Consider the following 24,586-nt stretch of genomic DNA (forward strand, 5'->3'; position numbering starts at 1 on the left):
GTGCGTATTCCCGGTTGCCGACCGGCGTGTCGGGCCGGGGACACGCACACTCGCGGAAGAAAGAAGAAATCAAGCCGCCGACGTCACCCGGTAGACGTCGTAGACGCCCTCGACATTGCGGACCACGTTGAGCAGGTGGCCCAGATGCTTGGGGTCGCCCATCTCGAAGGTGAACCGGCTGATCGCCACCCGGTCCCGTGAGGTGGTGACCGAGGCCGACAAGATGTTGACCTTCTCGTCGGCGAGCACCTTGGTGATGTCCGACAGCAGCCGGTGCCGGTCCAGCGCCTCGACCTGGATGGCGACCAGGAACACCGACGAGGGCGACGGCGCCCACTTGACCTCGATGATCCGTTCGTCTTGTTGGCGCAGCGCGTCGGCATTGGTGCAGTCGGTGCGATGTACGCTCACCCCGCCGCCGCGGGTGACGAAACCCATGATCTCGTCGCCGGGCACCGGGGTGCAGCACTTGGCCAGCTTGGTCAACACGCCGGTGGCGCCGGGAACCGCAACACCGACGTCGTCGGTGTGACGCTCGCGGCGCGAAATGGTCAGCGGCGTGGAGCGTTCGGCCAGATCCTCCTCGGCCTGGTCCACCCCACCGAGCTGGGCCACCAGCCGCTGCACCACGTGGTGCGCCGAGATGTGGTTCTCGCCGACGGCGGTGTAGAGCGCGGACACATCGCTGTAATGCAGTTCGCGGGCCACCGCCGCCATCGACTCGCCGTTGACCAGTCGTTGCAGCGGCAGACCGGCCCGGCGCACCTCGCGGGCCATCGCGTCCTTGCCGGACTCCAGGGCCTCCTCGCGACGCTCCTTGGCGAACCACTGGCGGATCTTGGCCTTGGCCCGCGGCGACACCACGAACTGCTGCCAGTCCCGCGACGGCCCGGCGTTCTGCGCCTTCGAGGTGAAAACCTCGACCACTTCCCCGTTTTCGAGCTTGCGCTCCAGCGCCACCAGCCGGCCGTTGACGCGGGCACCGATACAGCGGTGACCGACCTCGGTGTGCACCGCATAGGCGAAGTCGACGGGTGTGGAGCCGGTGGGCAGGGTGATGACGTCACCCTTGGGCGTGAACACGAAGATCTCTTTGACGGCCAGGTCATAGCGCAGCGACTCGAGGAACTCACCCGGGTCGGCCGCCTCCCGCTGCCAGTCCAGCAGCTGGCGCATCCAGGCCATGTCGTCGATCTCGGCGGCGGTGCCCAGGTGCGGAACACCGTTGCGGCCCTTGGCCTCTTTGTAACGCCAGTGGGCGGCGATCCCGTATTCGGCGGTGCGGTGCATCTCCCGGGTGCGGATCTGGATCTCCAGCGGTTTGCCCTCCGGACCGATCACGGTGGTGTGCAGCGACTGGTAGACCCCGTAGCGCGGTTGGGCGATGTAGTCCTTGAACCGGCCGGCCATCGGCTGCCACAGCGAGTGCACGACGCCGACGGCGGCGTAGCAGTCCCGGATCTCGTCGCAGAGAATCCGCAGCCCCACCAGGTCGTAGATGTCGTCGAAGTCGCGGCCGCGGACAATCATCTTCTGATAGATCGACCAGTAGTGCTTCGGCCGGCCTTCGACGGTCGCGGTGATCTTCGACTTCGCCAGCGTGTTGACGATCTCGGCGCGCACCTTGGCCAAGTAGGTGTCGCGTGACGGCGCGCGGTCGGCCACCAGCCGCACGATCTCCTCATAGCGCTTGGGGTGCAGGATCGCGAACGACAGATCCTCGAGCTCCCACTTGACGGTGGCCATGCCCAGCCGATGTGCCAGCGGCGCAATGACTTCCAGTGTCTCGCGTGCCTTGCGGGCTTGTTTCTCGGGCGCCAGGAAGCGGATGGTGCGCATGTTGTGCAGCCGGTCGGCCACCTTGATCACCAGCACCCGCGGGTCACGCGCCATCGCGATGACCATCTTGCGGATGGTCTCGGCCTCGGCGGCCGTGCCCAGCACCACCTTGTCCAGCTTGGTCACCCCGTCGACCAGGTGAGCGACCTCGTCGCCGAACTCACCGGCCAGCGCCTCCAAGGTGTAGCCGGTGTCCTCGACGGTGTCGTGCAGCAGCGCGGCCACCAACGTGATGGTGTCCATGCCCAGCTCGGCCAGGATGGTGGCAACAGCCACCGGGTGGGTGATGTAGGGGTCCCCCGAGTGGCGCAGCTGGGTGGCGTGCCGCTGCTCGGCGACCTCGTAGGCGCGTTGGAGCAGCGCCAGATTGGCTTTCGGATAGTACTGCCGGTGCACCGCCACCAGCGGCTCCAGCACCGGGCTGAGCGCGCCACGTTGGGCGGTGATGCGTCGGGCAATTCGGGCCCGCACCCGCCGGGAGGCGCTGGTCGGGACCTTGAGCAGGTCGGTGCGCTCGGTGGGCGAGTCCTGGGCGATGGCCTCCGACACCGCCACCGGTTGGCTGGTGTCGGCGTTGTGCCGAGCTTCGTCGGAGCCCGGCTCGGAGCCTTGCGCTAAGCCTTGTTCAGGGCCCACTGTGCTCACCTCCGATCACGAGAATATCGACTAAATCCGGTGCAGGCTGGCCAGCTGCAACGGTGCCACGGCGGCGCGTCCGCCCAGCCCCGCCAGCTCCAGCACCACCGCCGCCGCAACCACCTCGGCTCCCGCCCGACACAACAATCGCCGTGTAGCGGCCAGGGTACCGCCGGTGGCCAGCACGTCGTCGAGGATCACCACCCGCCGCCCGGCCAACTCGATTCCGTCGGCCGGAATCTCCAACACAGCGGTTCCATACTCGAGCTGATAGTGCTCCGAGAGCACCGGCGGTGGCAGCTTGCCGCCCTTGCGGACCGCCAGCGCGCCCACCCCGAGCCGGTCGGCGACCGCCCCGGCCAGCAGAAACCCGCGTGCGTCGATACCGGCCACCAGATCAGCGCCGGCAGCGGCTCGAGCCAGCGCATCGGTGACCACGGCCAGTCCGGCGGCGTCGGCGAAGACCGGAGTCAGGTCCTTGAAGGCGATTCCCGGTGTGGGAAAGTCCGCCACCTCACGGATCAGCGACGCGATGATCTGACCGGGGCCTGCCGCAGGCCCGGCCTGGTTCACTGTTGCAGCTCCCAGCGGTCCATATTCCAGCCCGCGCCCCACCGGGTGGGGTTGGCGGCCACACCGTAGGTCTTCTTCGACGACAGCAGGGTGCGCTGCTGTCGGTACAGCGGCAGCGTCGGCATATCGGCCCACAGCACCGGGGCGCTCTCGGCGAGCAGCCGGACCATCTCCGCGGGGTCGGCGGTGACGGCCAGCGCGGAGACCACGCCGTCGATCTGATCGTTGTGGTAACCGGACAGGTTGTTGCCGTTGCCGCTGAACAACTCGTAGGCGTCCACCACCGACGATCCGCTCGACCCGCTGCCGGTGGATCCCCCGGTGCTGGCGAGCAACACGTCGATCTGCCCTTCGCGCAGAGCCAGCGGGCCGATGGCATCGGAGGCCACCTCGGTGACGGTGATGCCGGCGGGCGCGCACGAACTGCTGATCGCCCCGATCACCGCGGCCAGCCGGGTGTTGGGACCGCGGTAGCCGATGCGCACCGTCAGCGGCTTGCCGCCCAGGGCGTCACGAGCTGCGTCGGGGTTTGCGTGGGTGAACTGTTCGGCCTCGGGCACGTTCTCGGCCTGGTCGAAGGCGTCGTCCATGGCGGTGTTGAGCCGGGAGTTCACCACCGGAACGCCGGCGTCGTGGGCGATGACGTCGCGCGGGGTGCACAAGGCCACCGCCCGGCGCGCGGGAGTCTCCGACAGCGGGCCGGACGGGGCGAAGATGAGCTGCTCGATGCCGCCCGAGGGGCTGTCGCTGCTCTGGTAGTCATCCGGGGTTATCAGCGACCCGGCGGACCCGGTTGCGACGTCGACGACCTCGATGACGCGTTTGTTGACCCGGTCGGCGATGTCGTTGGTCTGCGGCCATACCGTGATCCGCTTGGTGACCGGCTTGGCGCCCCACCACAGGTCGTTGGCCACCAGCACCACGGCGCCTCCGTCGAGCACCGAGTCGATCTTGTAGGGCCCCGACGACGGGAAGTGCCGCAGGTCAGCGCCGCGGTCGAGCTGCCAGGTGGTGTTCCAGGCGTCGGCGATCTTGGCGATGACCTCCTCGGCGGGACCCAGCTTGCCCAGCACGGCGTCGGTGGTGTTCACACCGAGCTTGTCGGCGATGATGTGCGACGGCATCATCGAGGTCGCGGTGAACAGTTCCTCGTAGTCGACGATGTTGCGGTCCGCGAAGAACGACACCCGGGCCTTCTTGGCACCGGGCTGGCATTCGATGTTCTCGATGTCGAGGTAGCCGGCCCGGCTTGCGGCATCGAACCCCGGGAACCGGCCGGACTGGGCCGCCCACGCCAGCACCAGGTCGTCGCAGGTGATGGGCTTGCCGTCGGAGTACACGGCCGCGTCGGCGATCTGATAGTCCAGCACCAGCGGGGCGCGGCCCACCACGGAGATGCTGCCGAAGTCGTGGTCGGTGACGATCTGGCCGTCCGGCCCGTGGTAGCCGAAGCCGATCAGGGTGCGGGAGAACGCCTGGGGCCCCGCCGACGCCGCACCGGCCACCGTAGTGCTGTTGTAGGTGATCAGACCGCCGTCGACGGCGTAGTCGATCTGGTCGACGGTGGCACTGGTGCACGCCGGGACCGACCAGACGCCAAGGCCGGTGACGATCGCCACCAGCAAGGCCGCAGCGTGCCGACAGCGGGCCGCCATCGCCGGTTACCGACCGGCGCCCGGCTTGCCGGTCGGACGCTGGCTGCGCCGGCTGGTGGGGCGGACCGGCTTTGCACCGGGAGCCGGGGCGCTCGGCGCCGTCGCCACCGCAGCTTCGTCTCCGCCGCCAGTGGTGTCCTCGTCGTCTCCGGTGTCCTCGGTGCCGCCCGTGCCTTCGCTGCCGGCCGGTGCCACTTTCGAACCGGCCGCGGCATTGCGTCGCCGCATCACCCGGCGGGTGTGGTTCTGCACCAGCTCGGTGCGTTCCCGCAGCGTGACCAGCAGCGGTGTGGCCAGGTAGATCGATGAATAAGTGCCGACGACGACGCCGACCAACTGCACCAGCGCGAGGTCCTGCAGCGTGCCCACTCCCAGCAGCCACACGGCGACCACCATCAGCGAGATGATCGGCAACGCCGAGATCAGGCTGGTGTTGATCGACCGCATGAAGGTCTGGTTGATGGCCAGGTTGGCCTGCTCGGCGTAGGTCAGCTTGGGTTTGTGCTCGAAATCGTGGGTGTTCTCCTCGACCTTGTCGAACACGATGACGGTGTCGTAGATCGAGAACCCGAGAATGGTCAACAGGCCGATGACGGTGGCCGGTGTGACCTCGAATCCGACCAGCGAATAGACCCCGGCGGTGACGAGAATGTCGAAGACCATCGAGATCATGGCCGACAGGGTCATGTACCACTCGTAGCGCACGGTGATGTACAGCGACGCCAGCAGCAGGAACACCACCAGGGCGATCACGGCCTTCTGGGTGATCTGCCCGCCCCAGGTCTCCGACACCGCCGAGTCACTGATCGCCTGCTTGCTCGGCTCACCGTTGGGGCCGACGGGCTGGAAGGCGTCGAACAGGTCGTCGCGCAACTTCTCGGTCTGCTCGTTGGTGAGCGTCTCGGCGCGGATCTGCACCGTCGCCGAGTTGCCGTTGCCGACCACGACCACCGACTCAGGGCTGTTGCCGACGCTCTTGCGGAACACCTCTTCGACCTGGGTGACGCTGGTGTCTCCGCGCGGGAAGGACACCTTGGTGCCGCCGGCGAAGTCGATGCCGAAGGTGAAGCCGCGGACCAGAATGCTGACGATCGCGATCGCGACCATCGCGCCGCTGATCGCGTACCACATCCGCCGCTTACCGATGACCTCGAAAGCACCGGTGCCGGTGTAGAGCCGCGACAGGAAACCGTGCTTCGGCGCCTTGGTCGAGGTTGCCTTCTTGCGGGCGCCTTCATCGACGGCGGTCCGACTCTTGGTGAGCTCGACGGCTGCGGCGTCGCCTTTCGCGGACTTCGTCGCGCGCTTCGTGCCGCTACTGGTGTTCGGTTTGGCCATCTGGCTATCCCTGTTCCGTCGACTGGGCGGTTACCCGCGTGCGCGCTTTGGCTCCGGACTTGCCGCCCGTTGCGCCTCCCGATCTGGCTACCGCCCGCCGTTCGCGTGCGACCTGCTGAATCGCACCGAGACCGTTGTAGGACGGCTTGGCCAGCGTCGGCGACTTGGATGCCAGGTAGACCAGTGGCCAGGTCACCAGGAACACCACCACCAGGTCGAGGATCGTGGTCAGCCCCAGCGTGAATGCGAAGCCCTTCACCTGGCCGATCGCCAGGAAGTAGAGCACCGCCGCAGCCAGGAAGGTGACCGCGTTGCCGGACACGATCGTCTTGCGGGCCCGCGCCCACCCGCGCGGCACCGCCGATCGGAACGACCGGCCCTCGCGGATCTCGTCCTTGATGCGTTCGAAGAACACCACGAACGAGTCCGCGGTGGTGCCGATACCGATGATCAGACCGGCGATACCGGCCAGGTCGAGCGTGTAGTTGATGTACCGGCCCAACAACACCAGGATCGCGTACACCATGGCACCGGCCACCACCAGTGACAGTGCGGTCAGCACGCCGAGAACTCGGTAGTAGAGCAGCGAATAGACCAGCACCAGCGCCAGACCGATCGAGCCGGCAATCAGACCCGCCTTCAGCGACGTCATTCCCAGTGTGGCCGAGACGGTTTCAGCTTCGGAGGCTTCGAACGACAGCGGCAGCGACCCGTACTTCAAGACGTTGGCCAGCTGGCGCGCCGCATCCGGGGTGAATCCCGGTGAGCCGCCGGTGATCTGGGTGCGGCCACCGGGGATGGCTTCCTGGATCTGCGGTGCACTGACCACCTGTGAGTCCAGCGTGAACGCGGTCTGGGTGCCGATGTGCGCGGCGGTGTAGTCGGCCCAGACGTCGGCCGCGCCGCTCTTGAACTGCACCTGGACGATGTTGGAGCCGCTGCGCTGGTCCATGCCCGAGCTGGCGTCGGCGATCTGGTCGCCGCTGATGATCGAGGGCGCCAGCAGGTAGGCCGTCTGGTGGTCCTGCGAACAGGTCACCAAGGGCAGGTCCGGGTCGTCGTTGCCGGCAAGGATGTCTTCCTTGTCGCACCGTCCGGCCTGGATCTGCAGGGCCAGCGCCTGCACCACTTTGTTGTCGCTCTGCCGCAGCCGCTTCTCCGCGGCGATACGGGCTGCCAGGCCCTGGGCCTGATCACCCTGGCCGGGCATACCTGGCAGACCCGGCAGTCCGGGCAGCCCCGGCAAGGCGGGCATCTGCGCACCAGGTGCCGGCGTTTCGGCCGACGATCCCGGTGCCGTGGGCTCCGGAACGCCCGAAGTGCCGGGAGTGGCGGTCTCGCTGGGGCTTTCAGGTTCGGGGCTCGCCGTGGTGGTGCCCGGGGTCGGGGTCGGCTCCTGGGGGTACGGCCGCGGCTGGGCCGGCGGAGTCAGCGGCTGCTGCGGGACGGCCCCGCCGTTCCCGCCGAACAAGCCCTGCCCGCCCGCGCCGAAGCCCGGAGGCAGGCCAGGGGCACCGCCGCCGGCGCCCGGAGGCAGGCCAGGAACACCACCACCGCCAAGGCCCGGAGGCAGACCGGGAGCACCACCACCGCCAAGGCCCGGGGGCAAGCCAGGAGCACCACCACCGGCGCCGGGCGGCAGGCCCGGGACGCCGGGCATGCCGCCACCGCCGAGACCGGGCATCCGGCCAGCTGCCTGAGCTTCCTGCACCGACACGCCGTTGATCACCGGCCGGATGTAGAGCCGGGCCGTCTGGCCGAGAGTGCGGGCCTCGTTGCCGTCGCTGCCCGGCACCGTGATGACCAGGTTGTTGCCGTCGATGATGACCTCAGAGCCCGACACACCGAGCCCGTTGACCCGGGCGCTGATGATCTGTTGCGCCTGGTTGAGCGCGTCACGGGTCGGCGTGGAGCCGTCCGGGGTGCGCGCGGTGAGCGTCACACGAGTGCCGCCCTGCAGGTCGATACCGAGCTTGGGTTCGGCGAGCTTGTTTCCGGTCAGGAATACCAGCAGGTAGACGCCGATGAGCAATGCCAGGAACACCGCCAGGTTGCGGGCAGGGTGCACCGGCGCCGAAGGCGATGCCACGTTGTTGAGTCTCCTTCGCTCATTGCGCAATGCGCTGTCGTGATCGTCGGGGCTGGCCCATGCCCGGACCGCCCGCAGCGATCAGTACCACTGCACCCGCAAAAGGGTACGTGCCCGGCTGGCCGGGACGATCGTTGGGCGGGCGTTCCGCGCGTCGGGGGTGTCAGACGGCTGGCCAGATGGCGGCGAGCTGTTTAAGCGCCCTCTACGGCCTCTTCGACTGCGGCCTCGGCCGTCAACTCCTCCGGCTCGATCTTGTCCCGAACGGCCAGCTTCATCCAGGTGGTCACCACACCGTCTGCGATCTCCAGGTCGACGTCGTCCTCGGTGATGCGGGTGATGGTGCCCTGCAGTCCCGACGTGGTGTGCACCCGGTCGCCGACCCGCAGCGACTCGTGCAGGTCGATGGTGGCCTGCATAGCGCGCTTCTGCCGCCGCGAGGCGAAGAACATAAACGCGCCCATGACGAGGAGCAGCGGCAGGAAGGCAACCATGTTTTCCATGACGACAACCGATCTTTCGACTTGTTCGAATGAGTCTCCGGCACCGGACCACCCGAGGTGTGGCGGGCCACTGTGATGACAACAGTGTGCCACTGTGTCCGGCGACCGCGCGTCGGTACCGCCGTCCACCCCCTAGGCTGTCGGTGACAGGGGGTCAGGATTCTCGAGGGAAGGTTGGCCGATGAAAAACTTCGCGTGTGGTCTGGCGACCGCCGTTGCCTTCGCAGCGGCTCCCCTGGCAGTGGGAGCGATCGCCATGCCCGCCATCGGATCCGCGGAGCCGCTGAACTGTCCGGCCGGCCAGTACTGGGAGCCGAGCACCAACACCTGCATGCCGCTGGGCCAGGGACCGACACCACTGGCCTGCCCCGGCGGCCAGTACTGGGAGCCGAGCACCAACACCTGCATGCCGCTGGGCCAGGGACCGACACCGCTGGCCTGCCCGCCCGGCGAATATTGGCAACCATTCGGCAACGCCTGCCGGCCGCTCGGCCAGATCTGACCCGCGGCAAGGACCGCTAAGGAGGCCCCGCCCCATGTCAGTGCCGCCGCTGCTGCAGAGTCGTCACCTGGCCACCGAGATCCCCGGCCCCGGCTCGGTGCAGCTGGCGCGGCGCCGCGCGATGGCCGTGGCACGGGGGGTGGGCAGCACGCTGCCGGTGTACGCGGCCCGGGCCGGCGGGGGCATCGTGGAGGACGTCGACGGCAACCGGCTGATCGACCTGGGTTCGGGAATCGCGGTGACCACGGTCGGTAACGCCGCGCCCCGCGTGGTGGAGGCGGCGCAGCAGCAGGTCGCCGAGTTCACCCACACCTGTTTCATGGTCACGCCTTACGAGGGATATGTGGCCGTCGCCGAAGCACTGAACCGGATCACCCCGGGCGACTTCGAGAAGCGTTCGGTGCTGCTCAACTCCGGTGCCGAAGCCCTGGAGAACGCCGTCAAGATCGCCCGGTCCTACACCCGCAAGACCGCGGTGGCGGCGTTCGACCACGGCTACCACGGCCGCACCAACCTGACCATGGCCCTGACCGCCAAGTCGATGCCGTACAAGAGCGGATTCGGCCCGTTCGCGCCCGACATCTACCGTGCGCCGGCGTCCTACCCCTACCGTGACAGCCTGATCGACAAAGAGCTGGGCAGCGACGGGGAACGAGCCGCCGACCGGGCCATCGGCATCCTGGAGAACCAGATCGGCGCCCACAATCTGGCGGCTCTGGTCATCGAACCGATCCAAGGCGAGGGCGGGTTCATCGTCCCGGCGCCGGGCTTTCTGCCCGCGCTGCTGGCGTGGTGCCGCGACAACGACGTGGTGTTCATCGCCGACGAGGTACAGACCGGTTTCGCGCGCACCGGGGCGATGTTCGCCTGTGACCACGAAGGCCCGGCCGGGATGGCGCCGGACCTGATCTGCACCGCCAAGGGCATCGGCGGGGGCCTGCCGTTGGCAGCGGTCACCGGCCGCGCCGACATTATGGACGCCCCGCACGTCAGCGGCCTGGGCGGCACATTCGGTGGCAACCCGGTGGCCTGCGCTGCGGCGCTGGGGGCGTTGGCCACCGTCGAGGCCGACGACCTGGTGGGCCGGGCCCGGCAGATCGAGCGGCTGATCTTCGAGCGGCTGGGCCGGTTACAGGCCGACGACGACCGCATCGGTGACGTTCGCGGCCGCGGCGCCATGATCGCCGTCGAGCTGGTGCGACCCGACACGACCGAACCCGACCCGGCCCTGACCAGCGCCCTGGCGGCAGCATGTCATCGGGCGGGTGTGATCGTGTTGACCTGCGGAACCTTCGGCAATGTGGTGCGTCTGCTACCGCCGCTGACCATCAGCGACGCACTGCTGTCGGAGGGCTTGGACGTGCTGGCCGCCGAACTGGGCAAGCTCTAGCCGCACCTACTCGAACAACCCCGGCTGCCCCAGCCCACCGGCCCCCGCCGGGGGAACCATGCCCAGGTGCGTCCAGGCCGCCGGCGTCGCGACGCGGCCCCGGGGAGTGCGCGCCACCATTCCGGCGCGCACCAGGAACGGCTCGCAGACCTCTTCGACGGTGGCGGCCTCCTCGCCCACCGCAACCGCCAGCGTGGAGACCCCGACCGGGCCGCCGCCGAAGCTTCGGGTCAGCGCGGAGAGCACCGCGCGGTCGAGGCGGTCCAGGCCCAGCTCGTCGACGTCGTAGACCGCCAAGGCGGCCTTGGCCACGTCGCGGGTGATCACCCCGTCGGCACGCACTTCGGCGTAGTCACGCACCCGGCGCAGCAGCCGGTTGGCGATCCGCGGCGTGCCGCGGGAGCGCCGCGCGACCTCTGCCGCCGCTTCGGCCCCCAGTTCGATCCCGAGGATCTTCGCTGAGCGTGCCAGCACCCGCTGCAGTTCGGCCGGCTCGTAGAAATCCATGTGCGCGGTGAACCCGAACCGGTCGCGCAGCGGACCGGTCAGTGCACCGGATCGGGTGGTCGCGCCGACCAGGGTGAACGGCGCCACTTCCAGCGGTATCGAGGTGGCGCCGGGGCCCTTACCGACCACGACGTCGACGCGGAAGTCCTCCATCGCCAGGTACAGCATTTCCTCGGCGGGCCGGGCGATGCGGTGGATCTCGTCGATGAACAGCACGTCATGCTCGACCAGGTTCGACAGCATCGCGGCAAGGTCGCCGGCACGTTCCAGCGCCGGCCCGGAGGTCACCCGCAACGAACTGCCCAGTTCACTGGCGATGATCATCGCCAGTGACGTCTTGCCCAGCCCCGGCGGGCCGGACAGCAAGATGTGATCGGGTGTGCCGCCGCGGTTCTTGGCGCCCTCGATCACCAGTTGCAGTTGCTCGCGTACCCGGGGCTGCCCGATGAACTCGGCCAGACTGCGCGGACGTAGGCCGGCGTCGATGTCGCCCTCCCCGACCGTCAGCGCCGGGGACACCTCGCGCTCGTCCGGTTCGGCCGGTTCGCTCACTTGGTCTTCCCCAGCCGGCTCAGCGCGGTCCGCAGCACCTCGGAGGTGGTCGCGTCGGGGGCGTCGGCCAGTACCTTGTCGGTGGTCTCTTCGGCCTGCTTGGCGGCAAAGCCAAGCCCGATCAGGGCTTCGATCACCGGGGCGCGCACCGCGTGACCGCTGAACACGGCGCCGTCCGACGTCGCCACCGCACCGATCTTGTCGCGCAGTTCCAGCACCAGCCGCTCGGCGCCGCGCTTGCCGATCCCGGGCACCCGGGTCAATGCGGGGACGTCCCCTTCGGCGAGCGCCCGGCGCAGTGCAGCGGCGTCGTAGACCGCCAGGGTGGCCAACGCGATCTTGGGCCCGATACCCGAAACCCCGATCAGCGTGAGGAACAGATCGCGGGCCTCCCCGTCGGGGAATCCGTAGAGGGTCATCGAGTCTTCACGCACGATCATCGCGGTGATCAACCGGATTTCGCTGCCGCGGCGCAGCGTCGACAGGGTCGCCGGGGTGGCCATCAGCTTGTAACCGACGCCGGCCGCTTCGACCACGGCGTGGTCCAGGGCGATGTCGATGACCTCGCCGCGTACCGACGCGATCATGCCCGGGCCGCCTTGAGCTTGGCGGTGTACTTACGCCGCTGTTCGGCGGCCAGTGCCTCGGCGGCAGCCATCCGGGCAATCATCGGGGCCCGCCAGCAGTGACAGATCGCCAGCGCCAGCGCATCCGCGGCGTCGGCGGGAGTCGGCTTTTGCTGCAGCCCCAGGATTCGGGTGATCATCGTCGTCACCTGCGCCTTGTCGGCCGAACCGTTGCCGGTCACCGCGGCTTTGACCTCGCTGGGGGTGTGGAAATGCACGGTGATGCCGCGTCGGGCGGCCTGCAGCGCGATCACCCCGCCGGCCTGCGCGGTGCCCATCACGGTGGAGACGTTCTGCTGGGAGAACACCCGCTCGATCGCGATGACGTCGGGGCGGTGGGTGTCAAGCCAGTGCTCGGCGGTGTCACTGATGGTCAGCAGCCGCTGCGGCAGCGGCTGATCGGCCGGAGTGCGCACCACGTCGACATCCAAAGCGGTGACCTGACGGCCCTGTCCGCCTTCGACCACTGACAGCCCGCACCGCGTCAGCCCAGGGTCGACGCCCATCACCCGCATCCGATTCCTCTCCAGCACCGAACAACTGTTCGACAGTCTAGTGGGGTCCGGTGACACCAATGGGCTGCGACACGCCTCATGCCACGGCGATGCGGCCGCTGTCCGCGGCGGCCCGCAGCGCCTGGTAATCGCGTTCGTTCTGTTCGGCGTACGCCATGGCGAACCGGGTCAGTGCCCGGTCGGCGTTATCGCCCTTGCCGAGATAGGCCGCGATCGCGACCCGGTCGCCAGAACGGCTGTGCGCCCGGGCAAGTGCCTGCCCACACGCCTGCACGTAGGCGGTCAGCACCTTGGGCCTCATCGACTCGACGTCGGCGGACCCCTTCATGTCCCACAGTTGACGCACGTAGTAGTCGCCATGGTGACCGTCGGGGCCGATGGCGTGCAGCCAGCCCAGCAGGATGTCGCTGGTGGCCTGCATCAGCCGCTGCCCGGCCACCACCCGCTCTCCCGCGTTCGGGTAGCGGCTGCGCTTGAGGTGGGGTTCCAGCACCGAGGGGCGGGCCTCCTTGACCTGCATGAGCAGCGGGTCTCCGCTGCCGCGGCCCTCGAGCAACACGATCCAGGTGCGGGTTCCGACGCTGCCCACGCCGACAACCTTGCGGCCCGTCTCGATGTAGCGGTACCGCCGCGCGAGCACCCGCCGATCGTCGGGAAGGCTGGATACGTAGTCCCGGAACAGCTTCCGCATGTATTTGTCGTAGAGCCGCGCCACGGCGTCACTCACCAAGTCACCGGCCGGCACGATCAGGGGCGGATCGCTGATCAGGCGCCGGCGGCCGTCGTGCGATCGGGTGAGTTTGTCGACGGCCTGCTGTCGGCCGCGGGAAAGGGCACCGACCGCGGTGCGCCGGATTTCCTTGGCGTAGACCGGTTGGACGGTGCCGAGCAGTACGGAGTCGATGACCGATTGCGCGTACCACACATCGAGCTCGCCGAGGCGGGCCAGTTCCCGCATCTGATTGCGGTAGGCCCCGGCGCACGCGGTCACGACCGATTCCTGCTTGGCGGGGCCGAATCCCCTGCTGCGGCAAAGGACGGCTGCACTGGCCACCAACCGTTTGACGTCCCACTCCCACGGTCCGGGCAGCGTCTCATCGAAATCGTTGAGGTCGAACATCAGCTGCCGCTCCGGGGAGGCGAACAACCCGAAGTTCGACAGGTGCGCGTCCCCGCACAGCTGTGCACGCAATCCGGTGTGCGGGCCGGTGGCGAGATCGGCGGCCATGATCACCGCCGAGCCCCGGAAGAACGCATACGGCGACGCCGCCATGCGGGCGTACCGGATGGGCACCAGCTCCGGCACGCGGGACCGGGATTGCGCCTCCAGCAGCGCTATCGGGTCGGCGCGTCGCGAGGACGGCTCGTATCCCCCGAGCGCGGATCGTGGAAGCACCGTCCGCCGGGATCTGCCGTACTCCCGCCGCTCCTTCGCCGACACGGCGTCAGTGTAGGACCGTCGTTCGGCTACACCACCCGTAAACCCGCGGGCACGGCCGCCGGATCGCGCCAGAACGCGTCGCGGAGGAAGCGGTTGAACAGGTCCGGCGGCAAGATCGTCTCGCGCGGCCGGGCCTGGACCTCGCTGTGCACGGTGTGCAGCCCCGGGGTGCCGGCGCGTTCGTCGAAGTCGGTGACGTCGAAGTCGATGTCGTGGAAGTTGTGCTCGAACATCGGCTCGCCGATGAACTCGTAGACGGCGCGCATCGTGCGTTGCGGGTCGGTCGTCAGGGTCTCGTACTGCACCAGCAGTAGCCGGTCCCGCTGCGCCCCGTAACAGGCCTGCTTGAGCATGTCGTAGGGCGCCCCGACCAGCCCGTCCTGCGCCACCACGCCGTTGGCGCGGGTGTAAACGGTGCCGCCGGGATTGAAACCGAAGATCGACGACGGTGTGAAGACATTGCGCTGGATCAGCCGTTCGATGCTGTCGACGACCCACTGCAGCTCGCGCACACAGGCGATCACCTTGGCGTCTGGGAACAGTCGCGAGATCGCCGTCATCCAGCCGCACCAGCCCCTGTTGGTATCGAAGATCACTTCGGCGTCGCAATCGGCGTAGAAGCTGTCGAACAGCCCGTGCAGGATCCGCTCCCGCTTCGCGTCGTCGATGAACACCGAGAATTCGTTGCGGGCGCTCATCTCGCCGAGCAGTGCGCCGAACAGCCCGGCCAGCGGGCCCGACATCCCGGCCTCAAACCTCGGATTCTGCCGCAGCAACGCGGCCAGCAGGGTCGAACCCGAGCGCGGCAGCCCCGAGATGAAATGAATGGCGGGCACCGGTGTGGCCTACTTATTCGGTTTCGAGAGCGGCGAGCACTTCGTCGGACAAATCGACGTTGGTCCACACGTTCTGCACGTCGTCACTGTCCTCAAGCGCCTCGACCAACTTGAACACCTTGCGGGCCCCCTCCACATCGACCGGGACGCTGACCGACGGCTGAAAGCTCGCCTCGGCAGAGTCATAGTCGATCCCCGCCTCCACCAGCGCACTGCGCACCGCCACCAGATCCCCCGGCTCGGAGATCACCTCGAAGCTCTCCCCCAAATCGTTCACATCCTCAGCACCGGCATCCAACACCGCCGCCAACACGTCATCCTCGGTCAACCCATTCTTGTCCAGGGTCACCGTGCCCTTACGGCTGAACAAATAGGCGACCGAACCCGGGTCGGCCATCTGACCGCCATTACGCGTCATCGCCACCCGCACCTCACTGGCGGCACGATTACGGTTATCGGTCAAACACTCAATCAACACCGCCACCCCATTAGGCCCGTAACCCTCATAGGTGATGGTCTGATAATCAGCCCCACCGGCTTCCTCACCCGCACCACGCTTCCGCGCCCGCTCAATATTGTCATTGGGCACCGAACTCTTCTTCGCCTTCTGAATGGCGTCATACAACGTCGGATTCCCCGACGGATCCCCACCACCAACCCGCGCCGCAACCTCAATATTCTTGATCAACCGCGCAAAATTCTTCCCACGACGAGCATCAATCACAGCCTTCTTATGCTTCGTGGTAGCCCACTTGGAATGGCCACTCATAACCCGCCCCACCTCACTGTTCCTGATCAAAAGTTCGCCCGGTGAGTCTACGCGCGCGGTCCGGCAGCAACTGCACACAACGTCGCAGCGCAGATCTCGGCCCGGCTTCGGTGGCACGACTAGGCGGTTCGGCTACTGATTCCGCTCAAAAGGATTCCAGCCTGTTCACGATGCCAACCGGGTGTAGCCAGCCGACGGCCGTGGCCATCGGGACGGAAGAGGCCGGGGCCGCGGACATCGTCATTCTGGAGCCGCCGCTCCGAGCCGGCGAGCCAACGCAATGCGGTTACCGCAGCGCGCCCGTGCGGGGCCGCTGTGCGGTGGCCATCTCCCGCCTGACCTGCCTAAGCGCTGGTATTGCTTTGGCGCACTGAGGAATACACTGCATCCGAAGCTGGTGGCCGCGATGTGAGGCGCAGTCTCAGCGGCGATCATGGGACGCGGGGTGCGATGACGCGCAGACCGTCGGCGATCGGGACGTCGCAAGTAAACCGAAGCGTCCCGCAGCTGCCCCGAAGGTGCGGGGAAAGCCCTGGATCCATTTGCTCAGCGCGTCGCGTCGTCGTTGCATCCAGCCCTTCCGGCGCCTCGTTCTGCGGTCCCGAGTTCGGCCGGTTGCGGCAAGCTGGGCAATCACTGCATCATCGCGCCGACGCCGAGGACCGCTTGACCGTCATGGCGGCTGCGCACGAACATCGCGGAGCGCCCATGGATAACCGGTTTTTCCCATTGGTCGTCGTGACGGCCATGCTCGCCCTGGGAATGACCCTCACCGTCGCCGACTTCCGGCGGGCCGCCGCACTGAGGCGCCCGCTCGCGGTCGCCTTGATCTGCCAGGCGATTGTGCTGCCGTCGTTCTGCCTGCTGATCGCCGAAGCATTCAACCTCCCGCCGAAGCTCGCGGTGGGGCTGATGCTGATATCCGCCGTACCCGGCGGCCTGTTGGCCAACGTCTTCAGCCACTTGGTCAATGGCGACCTTGCACTCAATCTCACGCTCACCGCGATCAACGCCGTCATCTCGATCGCCTCCCTACCGGCGATCCTGGCGTTTTCAATCACCTGGTTCACCGGGGAGGGCAGGAGTATCCCCCTTCAGCTGGACAAGTTCGTCGCAGTGGTCGGACTGGTGATCGTCCCCACCGCAGTCGGTGTCGCGATTCGCGAACGCTTCCCCGACCTGGCCCGTCGCTTGAAGCGGCCGGTCCGCGTCGCCGCCGCCACGCTGCTGGTAGCCGTCTCTGTGGCGGCGATCGCTGGTGGTCGAACGACACTGCTGACCAACCTGGGCGCCCTCACCGGCGCCGTGGTGTCGTTCGCCACCGTCAGCCTGACTGTTGGTTATCTCGTGCCGCGGTGGATGAAACTCGCCCCGCGGCAGGCTATCGCCATCAGTCTCGAAATCGGGATGCACAACGCGATGGTGGCCACCGCGATAGCGCTGAGCCCGCAGCTCCTCGACAGCGCAGAAATCGGTACGGTGCCGGCGCTGTACGGCGTCATAGCGCCGGTTATCGCTCTGCTGCTTGTCGCCACGGTGCGCGGCCTCGATCCCGCCTACCGTAAGGTGCCCCAATCCGGCGCCGTCGACGCAACGGGCCAGGCGCTGTCGCCGAAGCCCGGTGACGATGCGCGGCCGGCGTCCGAAGCGGTAGCCGGCTAGAACGCTCCGGCAGCGCCGCGAACGGCGTTTGGTCCAGCGAATTTCCCACTGCACCTTGCGATCCGCGGTAGCACTCAATAATGTTCTCGACAAAAGTAGTCACTTGACTACTGGCAGGTCAAAGTGAAAGGCGACACCGAGATGAGTCAGGCCCAGCGCCCACCACAGGATGCACCCAATGTCGTGGTGATCCTGCTCGACGACCTCGGATTCGCTCAATTCGGCTGCTACGGTTCGGATATCGCGACGCCGGCGATCGACCGCCTGGCTGCCGGCGGCCTGCGATACAACCGGTTTCATGTGACCGCCCTGTGCTCGCCGACTCGGGCGGCGCTGCTGACCGGCCGTAACCACCACGCAGTCGGAATGGGGTTCCTCGCCGATCTGCCCACCACGCATCCGGGCTACACCGCGCACATTCCCCGCTCGGCAGCAACGCTGCCACGCATCCTGCGCGACGCGGGCTGGAGCACTCTGGCCACCGGCAAATGGCATCTGGTGCCGCGCGGTGAACGTGGCGGGGCGGGACCTTACGACCAATGGCCGCTGGGATTGGGATTCGAACGCTATTACGGCTTTCTGCGGGGCGACGCCAATCAATGGGCGCCGGAACTGGTTCGCGACAATTCGTTCGTCGAGCCACCCGCCCGGCCCGATGAGGGATACCACCTGACCGAAGACCTCGCCGACGAAGCGATCCGGATGGTGCTCAGCCAACAGGCCAGCGCCCCGGGCAAGCCGTTCTTCCTCTACTTCACCCCGGGTGCCATGCACTCACCTCACCACGTGGAGCGGTCGTGGGCCGACGCCTACGCCGGCAGGTTCGACGTCGGGTGGGACCGCTGGCGAGACCAACTGTTCGCTCGTCAAGTGGAGTCCGGCGTCATCCCGGCCACGACCGCCTTGACCCCCCGACCGCCTTGGGTGCCTGCCTGGGATGACCTCAGCGCGGACGAACGACGGCTGTATGCCCGAATGCACGAGGTTTACGCCGGCTTCCTCAGCCACACCGACGCGCAGATCGGCCGGGTGGTTGATGCCCTCGAACGCCTTGGGGTACTTGACAACACGCTGATCCTGTTGATGTCCGACAACGGCGCCAGCGCCGAGGGCGGCGTATCCGGAACCGTCAACGAGCATCGGTTCACCCATCGGGTGCGCGACGACCTCGCCGAGAACCTCGCGCAGCTCGATGACTGGGGCGGACCACTGACCTACCCGCACTACGCATGGGGATGGGCGTGGGCCGGTAATACGCCCTTTCGGCTGTGGAAGCGCTACACCTGGCTCGGCGGTACCCGAGTGCCGTTCATCGCGCACTGGCCCAAGAAGATTCGTGAGGGTGGTGGCGTCCGTGGACAGTTCGCCCATGCGATCGACGTCCTTCCGACCGTGCTCGAGGCGTGCGGGGTGACCGTCCCGGAGTCCGTCGACGGGATTGCACAACAGCCCGTTCAGGGCGCCAGCCTGCTGCCGTCGTTCACCGATCCCGCTGCACCCAACCCGCGTTCGGTGCAGTACTTCGAAATGATGGGTTCGCGGGCGATCTTCGCCGACGGCTGGAAAGCCACCACCGACCACGTTCCGGTCGGCGTCATGGATGAAGACTTGCTGCTCACCGGAAGCCGTGACTTCGACACCGATCGGTGGTCGCTGTTCCGCCTCGACGACGACTTCTCGGAGTCTCACGATCTCGCAGACCACCATCCCGACGTCGTCGAGCAGCTCAAGGAACAGTGGTCGAACGAAGCTGCGGTGAACAACGTTTTACCGCTGCTTGACTCGCTGATCGGGCGGCTGGCCGCCGCAGCACAGCCGCCATATCCGATCGGCCTCAAGACCACGCTGTACCCGCAAGCCGGTCCAGTGCTCGACGAGGCACTGCCCATGCTGGCCGGCGGAGGACACATCCTGGCCGATGTCGATGTTCCGCAAGATATTCCGAGCGGGGTGTTGTTCGCCATCGGCGATCGCAACGGAGGCCTGGCCGGCTACGTCATCGACGGCCGGCTCCAGGTCGCCGTCGCATTGCCCAGCGGAACCGTGAAGCTTCAATCGGACCGGCCACTGCCGCCGGGGCGCCACCTCGTCGGTTGCGTACTGCGCCTGGTGTCCGGCGGCGCCGCGATCGACGCCGTCGTGGACGGCGCCGTTGTCGCGACCGCGGCGACCGACCATGCGCTTCCGTTCATCTGGCAGCACGGGGGCACACACCTCACCCTCGGCTACGACCGCGGCCTGCCGGTAGCCGATGACTATCAGCCGCCGTTCGCCTGGAACGGCTCTCTGCATGCAGTCCACGTGCAGGCTGGGCAAGCCGAACTCGACCAGATCGACGCGCTGCGCGTCGCCCTGCAGTCCGATTAGTCGCCGGCGAAGGCGAACTGGAAGCCAGTGAGTATCGCGTACTTTTCACTCACGTAGGCCGGATGATCTGGACCGAAAGCCTGAACGGTGACTACGGCCGCCCAGAGCTTGTCGTCGCTGTCCCGACCCGCAACGATCAGGCAGGTAGCCTCGTGATTGGCCAGCCCCATGTCGTAGGTCAGCGTCACGGCGGGGTAGCCGCAAACAGTGCTGGGGATGCGGTCAAGAAGAACGCCGATCTTGGATAACCCCTCGATTTCCCAATCGAGTGCTTCTTGTGGAGTTCCGGCTGTCCCGGTGAGGTTCTCCAGTGTCACAACGGCGTTCGGCTGGTAGCGGTTGGCCTCACTTCCCGGACCTTGCATCACCGCCCGAACTGCCGGCGGTCTCTGTGCGGGGTCCAAGTGCCAGCCGGGCGGTTGGGGCAGCGCCAGCCTGGGCTCGTCGGCAGTGCGGTGATCGAGGCTGGCGAGCGGCACCGTGCTGGGGCTGCATCTGCTCGACAACGAGCTGTCAGACACGCCACTCTTTGGTGGATGAAGTGACTCGGGCTCATGGCCGCGGCGACTCACAATCAGCGCAGCGGCGACCAGCGCAGCGGCGATCAGGGCAATGACCATAACGAGGGCGGCGGCACCAATGGCCACTGGGAGCCACGGTCGTGCAGGCTGGGTGGCAGCGTCACTTACCGGCTGCTCTGGCGGTTCCTCGGAGGATGGCCCTTGGCTGCCGGCTGTTTGGCTGTCCATCGGCAAAGAATAGCCACCCCCGTTTGCCGCCAGGCCAGGGCCGACCGACTCGGTGGCCGCTCGGCGGTATCGCTCGATGGCCCGCTCAGGTGAGGAATCAGCCGTAGCCAATAGTGCACCTTCGCGGCAATTCGGCCTCGGCATTCGGGTTGAATCGGCAGAGTCACCAATGCATTCGACGGCCAGCCGCGGTCAAGGCCAGCTGCTGTTCAGCCCACAGCGGCATCAGTCGGCGACCGCCGCGCGGTGCTGCTGGGCCACCGGAGCCGAGTCAGCCAGTCGCGGGCCACGACGGCATGGCCGTCCAGGCGATGGACCGACGACGGATTCAGCGCCGCCAGCGATGCCCGCTGGTTTCCCGGTTGCGGGCTGAGCCCGGGCAGCGGTCCACCACCGCCGGGTTGGGCGCCGGTGCGGAATGCGGCAGCGAAGGCCAGTGTCTGATCGTCGCCGATGCCGGCGATCTCCAGGGCCGTCCATGTTTCAGGCGCCGGGTAAGACCAGACCTTCGCGAGCAGCTCCGGCACGTCTTGGCGGGGCGCAGCCCGGTATGCGGCTAGGTGATCCCCGTCCTCCTGGACAACGCTGTGCCAGGTCTCGCGGGAGCCTGCGGTGTCCAGCTCTGGGATGTCGTCGGGCTCGACCACGTTGGCCGCCCAGCCGGATTCGCGGAGGTGATCGGCGAGGCGCCGTGCCACCACCACAGCGGTCTGGTGCAGGGGAATGCCCGGGGAACGTGCCTGCAGCGCCGCGAGATTGTCGACAGCGGCGAACGTCAGGCCGATCCACGTGGTCCGCTCGCGCGCACCGGCATGATCACCGACGTCTCGGCTGGTGACCCGGATCGCGTCGGCCCGCAGGCCGTAACGGTCCAGATAGCGAGCGATCAGCGGCAGCGGAAGCGAGTCGGTGTCTTCCTGCGGCGCTGCGACCCTCAGCAGCACGGTGACCCGCGGGTCGGTGACGGTTCTGCCTGCTCGGCGTTCCCCTTGTTTGGGGCGGTTGATCGATGCGCGGCGTCGCAGAATCGTGGGCAGCGGCAAACCGCGCCACTGCGCCAACAACGCGACCGCGACGGCGATTCCGATGCCCAGCACCCAGCGCTCGCGCGCCGACTGCCAGGGATAGGCCGTGGTTGCGGCCGCAGTGGCCAACAGCACCAGGGTGATTCGCCCCGTACCGGGCAGCGGTGATCGGTGGGTGCTCACAGGGTGCTCTCCTTTCTCCGGCGCGCCACGATTGCGGCGCCCCCGACGGCCAATGCCAGCGCCGCCACGCCGCCGAGTGCGACGAGTTGCGGCGTGTAGTTCTTCGGTGCCGGCTCCGGCGGCAGAACCGCCCGCTTCGCCGGCTCCGAGCCCGGGGCGGATCCGGCGGGCAGCTGCCAGGTCAGTGCGGCCACGGGGTCAACGGATCCGGCACCAAGGAGGTTGGACGGCGCCCGGGCGGTGTTGTGCGCGGTCGCAGTGATCCGGTGGATCACCTGCGCTGCACTCAGTTCCGGGTACCGGCTGCGGACCAGCGCCGCGATACCGGCCACGTAACCGGACGCATAGCCGGTGCCGTTGAGCGGCACCAACTGTTGCCGGGCACCGGGCAGCCCGTTGGCAAGACCGCCGTCGTCGCGGTTACTCACCGACACGATGTTCTCGCCCGGCGCGGCAAGTCCCACCCACGGTCCGGACATCGTGAATTTCGAGGGCTGGCCGCTTGGCGTGGCCGAGGCAACCGAGAGGACATAGGGCTGCCAGGACGACGGGATCGACACCGAAGTGACGCCAGCCCAGTTGCGCGGGTCGTTCGGCCGGCTCAGATCCGTCAGCGGGTTGGATTGGCAGGCACTTCCGCCCGCGACGGAACCGGTGGCGCCGCTGTCACCGGCGGCGGCGACCACGACAGCGTCTTTGTCGACTGCCGCGTAGCGGATCGCCGCACCGAGTTCGGACTGGTCGATGGCGCGGTCGGCGGCCAGGCAGTGCACTGCCGAAACGACGATCACCCCGGCACCGAGATCGGCCGCGTGCACAATCGCGCGGCTCAGCGCCGTGACGTCGGCGGACGCGCGCGTCAGCTCGGGATCACCGTGCGAGGCTGTCGGCGTGATCTTTGCCGATATCGCCCGTAAGGACAGCAGCCGTGCCGCCGGGGCGACACCGGCGAAGCCGTCGTCGCCGGGCTGGCCGGCGATGAGTCCGGCGATCAGTGTTCCGTGCCCGTCGCAGTCGGTGAGACCGTCGGTGGTACCGATGTAGTCGCCACCCGCATCGACGGCCGGCAGCCGTGGGCCGGGCCGCACCCCGGTGTCGATGACGGCCACCGTCTGGCCGTCGCCGCGCGAGAACTGCCATGCCGCAGGAAGATCAAGCTGCCGCTGCCCAGGAGAGGGATCACTCACATCAGTCCCGCCGATGAGCCCGGTGATACTGCACTCACCGTTCTGCTGGGTGGCCTGCACCGGTCCCGGCGTCCCGCTCGGCGGTACCGCGTCGACGTCGACGGTCGGCGGGGTGATCGCCAAGACCGGCGGCGCCGACCACAGCGCCACGGCGAGCACCCCAGCCAGACCGCCGAGCCGGATCGCCCTGCAGCCCTGAGCGATTCGGGAACCGATCATCGATTGAGCACCCAGGCGAAAATGCCGACCAAGTAGGCGATCACCGGTATCAGTGACGCGTCCAGACCCGAAGCGAGGAAGCCGACCAGTCGGCGCACCGGCAACGAATAGCTGTGCGGGTCGGCGACGGCCGGAAACGCCGAGGCCAACACCCATGCCGACGTCAGGACGGCGAGCACCGCCACAGCGATCAGCGCAGCCGGGTAGCGGCCCGTTGCGGCGTAGAGCACGAACAATCCCGCTGTCACCAGGTAAGGCTGAGCCAGCAACCACAGTTTGCTCGCCGACGAATCCCACACCCGTGCCCGCAGCGCGGCCGCCGCAGCGGCCGCCACCACCACGTACCACCCCCCTGCCGGAACCGTTTCGGGTTGAGCGGCAATGGCAACCGAGCCGAGAGCGCTCAGCAGCGCAGCACCGGCGATGAATCCGGTTTGGAAGGCGTCACCGGCCTGTACCCGCCGGGGCAGGTCTTCCAGCACCCGCAGCGACGGCGCCGCCGGGGTCGGATCACCCGGCGCGGGGATCACGGGCAGCGGGAACCGTGCCCACAGCGCGGACAGTTGCGGCGCCGAGACCGTGACCAGCAACGCCGCGACGATCAGACCGCCGCCGAGCGTGCTCAGCGGCAGCTGCCACACCGTCTCGACCGCGGCCGCCAGTGCGACCCCCGCACCGAGCACGGTTGTGGCGGTGAAGAATCCGAGTTGGCGGTGCGAACCGACGATACGGATCAGCGACCACGCGGCAACCCCGGCGGCTCCCAGCGTCACCTGCGCCGGCCCGAATTGCCCCGGCACCGCGAGAGTCAGCGCAGCGGCAATCGGCGCCAGTGCGGCGATCGACAACACCCCGTCATGCGGTGGACGTGCGACCAAGGCGGTAAGGGCGGTGAGCACGGCGATCGCTCCGGCCGCGAAGAGTCCTGCCGGCGCCCCGGTCGCCACCCGATAGACAACCGCCAACGATGTCGCCGCCAAGACCAGTCCAACGACGGCCGCCACTGCCCCGCGCTGGATGTGCCCCGGTCCCCACGGCGTGCGCCGAGAGGCCGAGAAGATCACCGCGGCATCCGCGATGTCTTCGACGATGCCGGGCGCCGTCGGGCCGGAAGGCACCGGTTGCAGGGCCAGCAGATCTCCGTCGACCACGCCGACGGTGTCCAGGCTGGCGTCCAAGCTGAACGGTGCGCCACCGATCGGCGCGAGGCTGAGCCGGTTGGTGTCGCCGGCACTGTCTTGGGCCTCATCGGAGGCGGTTGGCACCACCAAACGCTGGACGGTGGGCAGGATTTCGCGCAGCGGTAGGTCCGCGGGCAGAGCAATCTCCGTCAGCCGGCTCTCGGCCAGGACAGCTATCCGCACGATCGGTATCACAGCGTTGGCCATCACGAGGTCCTCAGCTTCAGAAGGGACATGGGTTC

20 protein-coding genes are annotated in these 24,586 nt (G+C 67.9%); 4 read left to right on the plus strand and 16 right to left on the minus strand.

Going from position 1 to position 24,586, the window contains the following annotated elements:
* Positions 1-69: 69 nt before the first annotated feature.
* From K3U94_RS13375 to yajC, 6 genes are all read right to left on the minus strand, one after another.
* Positions 70-2,394, minus strand: coding sequence for a RelA/SpoT family protein (locus K3U94_RS13375; RefSeq protein WP_047321336.1), 2,325 nt, complete (start codon positions 2,392-2,394; stop codon positions 70-72).
* A 111-nt stretch (positions 2,395-2,505) separates the two neighbouring features.
* Positions 2,506-3,048, minus strand: a complete 543-nt coding sequence (locus tag K3U94_RS13380) for an adenine phosphoribosyltransferase (RefSeq protein WP_047321323.1) — start codon at positions 3,046-3,048, stop codon at positions 2,506-2,508.
* Complete coding sequence (locus tag K3U94_RS13385; protein ID WP_220694031.1) at positions 3,045-4,703, minus strand: ABC transporter substrate-binding protein; 1,659 nt, start codon at positions 4,701-4,703, stop codon at positions 3,045-3,047. Before K3U94_RS13385 ends, K3U94_RS13380 begins: the two co-directional genes overlap by 4 nt.
* Before the next feature lie 6 nt (positions 4,704-4,709).
* On the minus strand, positions 4,710-6,041 hold the full coding sequence (gene secF, locus K3U94_RS13390) for a protein translocase subunit SecF (RefSeq protein WP_220694032.1): 1,332 nt from the start codon (positions 6,039-6,041) through the stop codon (positions 4,710-4,712).
* A gap of 4 nt (positions 6,042-6,045) precedes the next feature.
* Positions 6,046-8,130 carry a protein translocase subunit SecD gene (gene secD / locus K3U94_RS13395; RefSeq protein ID WP_047321320.1) on the minus strand — a complete coding sequence of 695 codons (2,085 nt, stop codon included), beginning with the start codon at positions 8,128-8,130 and terminating at the stop codon, positions 6,046-6,048.
* Between the two features lie 194 nt (positions 8,131-8,324).
* Positions 8,325-8,633, minus strand: coding sequence for a preprotein translocase subunit YajC (yajC, locus tag K3U94_RS13400; RefSeq protein ID WP_047321319.1), 309 nt, complete (start codon positions 8,631-8,633; stop codon positions 8,325-8,327).
* Positions 8,634-8,814: 181 nt separating this feature from the next.
* Here yajC and K3U94_RS13405 point away from each other — a divergent pair, with 181 nt between their 5' ends.
* On the plus strand, positions 8,815-9,135 hold the full coding sequence (locus K3U94_RS13405) for a hypothetical protein (RefSeq protein ID WP_047321318.1): 321 nt from the start codon (positions 8,815-8,817) through the stop codon (positions 9,133-9,135).
* Between the two features lie 40 nt (positions 9,136-9,175).
* Entirely contained in the window at positions 9,176-10,525 is a 1,350-nt protein-coding gene (gabT, locus tag K3U94_RS13410) for a 4-aminobutyrate--2-oxoglutarate transaminase (protein WP_109519712.1), read from the plus strand.
* A 6-nt stretch (positions 10,526-10,531) separates the two neighbouring features.
* Here the strand turns inward: gabT and ruvB are convergent, their stop codons facing one another.
* The 6 genes from ruvB to K3U94_RS13440 form a co-directional block, all read right to left on the minus strand.
* The gene (gene ruvB, locus K3U94_RS13415; protein WP_220694033.1) at positions 10,532-11,584 is read right to left on the minus strand and encodes a Holliday junction branch migration DNA helicase RuvB; all 1,053 of its coding nucleotides are present in this window, start codon (positions 11,582-11,584) and stop codon (positions 10,532-10,534) included.
* A complete protein-coding gene (ruvA, locus tag K3U94_RS13420) occupies positions 11,581-12,171 on the minus strand; it encodes a Holliday junction branch migration protein RuvA (protein ID WP_047321315.1) in 591 nt (196 codons plus the stop codon). Before ruvA ends, ruvB begins: the two co-directional genes overlap by 4 nt.
* Positions 12,168-12,725, minus strand: a complete 558-nt coding sequence (gene ruvC / locus K3U94_RS13425) for a crossover junction endodeoxyribonuclease RuvC (RefSeq protein WP_047321314.1) — start codon at positions 12,723-12,725, stop codon at positions 12,168-12,170. The genes ruvA and ruvC overlap by 4 nt, the downstream gene beginning before the upstream one ends.
* 76 nt (positions 12,726-12,801) lie before the next feature.
* Positions 12,802-14,166, minus strand: coding sequence for a DUF2252 domain-containing protein (locus K3U94_RS13430; RefSeq protein WP_220694034.1), 1,365 nt, complete (start codon positions 14,164-14,166; stop codon positions 12,802-12,804).
* Between the two features lie 26 nt (positions 14,167-14,192).
* Positions 14,193-15,002 (minus strand): sulfotransferase family protein, encoded by an 810-nt coding sequence (locus K3U94_RS13435; protein WP_220694035.1) that lies wholly within the window; start codon positions 15,000-15,002, stop codon positions 14,193-14,195.
* Positions 15,003-15,015: 13 nt separating this feature from the next.
* Positions 15,016-15,771, minus strand: a complete 756-nt coding sequence (locus K3U94_RS13440) for a YebC/PmpR family DNA-binding transcriptional regulator (RefSeq protein WP_220694036.1) — start codon at positions 15,769-15,771, stop codon at positions 15,016-15,018.
* Between the two features lie 675 nt (positions 15,772-16,446).
* Here K3U94_RS13440 and K3U94_RS13445 point away from each other — a divergent pair.
* Both K3U94_RS13445 and K3U94_RS13450 read left to right on the plus strand, forming a co-directional pair.
* Complete coding sequence (locus K3U94_RS13445; protein WP_230987614.1) at positions 16,447-17,433, plus strand: bile acid:sodium symporter family protein; 987 nt, start codon at positions 16,447-16,449, stop codon at positions 17,431-17,433.
* A gap of 141 nt (positions 17,434-17,574) precedes the next feature.
* Entirely contained in the window at positions 17,575-19,800 is a 2,226-nt protein-coding gene (locus K3U94_RS13450) for an arylsulfatase (RefSeq protein ID WP_220694037.1), read from the plus strand.
* On the opposite strand, the gene K3U94_RS13455 is transcribed toward K3U94_RS13450, so the two are convergent.
* The 4 genes from K3U94_RS13455 to eccD all read right to left on the minus strand — a co-directional run bounded on the left by K3U94_RS13455 (position 19,797) and on the right by eccD (position 24,551).
* Positions 19,797-20,447, minus strand: a complete 651-nt coding sequence (locus tag K3U94_RS13455; RefSeq protein WP_157864280.1) for an LpqN/LpqT family lipoprotein — start codon at positions 20,445-20,447, stop codon at positions 19,797-19,799. The genes K3U94_RS13450 and K3U94_RS13455 overlap by 4 nt on opposite strands.
* Before the next feature lie 311 nt (positions 20,448-20,758).
* Positions 20,759-21,757, minus strand: coding sequence for a type VII secretion protein EccE (gene eccE / locus K3U94_RS13460; protein WP_220694038.1), 999 nt, complete (start codon positions 21,755-21,757; stop codon positions 20,759-20,761).
* Positions 21,754-23,163, minus strand: coding sequence for a type VII secretion-associated serine protease mycosin (mycP, locus tag K3U94_RS13465; RefSeq protein WP_220694039.1), 1,410 nt, complete (start codon positions 23,161-23,163; stop codon positions 21,754-21,756). The genes eccE and mycP overlap by 4 nt, the downstream gene beginning before the upstream one ends.
* Positions 23,160-24,551: a type VII secretion integral membrane protein EccD gene (gene eccD / locus K3U94_RS13470; protein WP_220694040.1), complete on the minus strand. Its 1,392-nt coding sequence runs from the start codon at positions 24,549-24,551 to the stop codon at positions 23,160-23,162. Before eccD ends, mycP begins: the two co-directional genes overlap by 4 nt.
* Positions 24,552-24,586 lie beyond the last annotated feature (35 nt).

It is taken from the genome of Mycolicibacter heraklionensis (assembly GCF_019645815.1).
Classification (GTDB): Bacteria; Actinomycetota; Actinomycetes; order Mycobacteriales; family Mycobacteriaceae; genus Mycobacterium; species Mycobacterium heraklionense.

Coding starts and splice junctions, on each gene's coding strand:
- K3U94_RS13385 (WP_220694031.1), bottom strand. CDS start 4,703: ATGGCGGCCCGCTGTCGGCACGCTGCGGCCTTGCTGGTGGCGATCGTC.
- secF (WP_220694032.1), bottom strand. CDS start 6,041: ATGGCCAAACCGAACACCAGTAGCGGCACGAAGCGCGCGACGAAGTCC.
- yajC (WP_047321319.1), bottom strand. CDS start 8,633: ATGGAAAACATGGTTGCCTTCCTGCCGCTGCTCCTCGTCATGGGCGCG.
- K3U94_RS13405 (WP_047321318.1), top strand. CDS start 8,815: ATGAAAAACTTCGCGTGTGGTCTGGCGACCGCCGTTGCCTTCGCAGCG.
- ruvA (WP_047321315.1), bottom strand. CDS start 12,171: ATGATCGCGTCGGTACGCGGCGAGGTCATCGACATCGCCCTGGACCAC.
- ruvC (WP_047321314.1), bottom strand. CDS start 12,725: ATGCGGGTGATGGGCGTCGACCCTGGGCTGACGCGGTGCGGGCTGTCA.
- K3U94_RS13440 (WP_220694036.1), bottom strand. CDS start 15,771: ATGAGTGGCCATTCCAAGTGGGCTACCACGAAGCATAAGAAGGCTGTG.
- K3U94_RS13445 (WP_230987614.1), top strand. CDS start 16,447: ATGGCGGCTGCGCACGAACATCGCGGAGCGCCCATGGATAACCGGTTT.
- K3U94_RS13450 (WP_220694037.1), top strand. CDS start 17,575: ATGAGTCAGGCCCAGCGCCCACCACAGGATGCACCCAATGTCGTGGTG.
- mycP (WP_220694039.1), bottom strand. CDS start 23,163: ATGATCGGTTCCCGAATCGCTCAGGGCTGCAGGGCGATCCGGCTCGGC.
- eccD (WP_220694040.1), bottom strand. CDS start 24,551: ATGGCCAACGCTGTGATACCGATCGTGCGGATAGCTGTCCTGGCCGAG.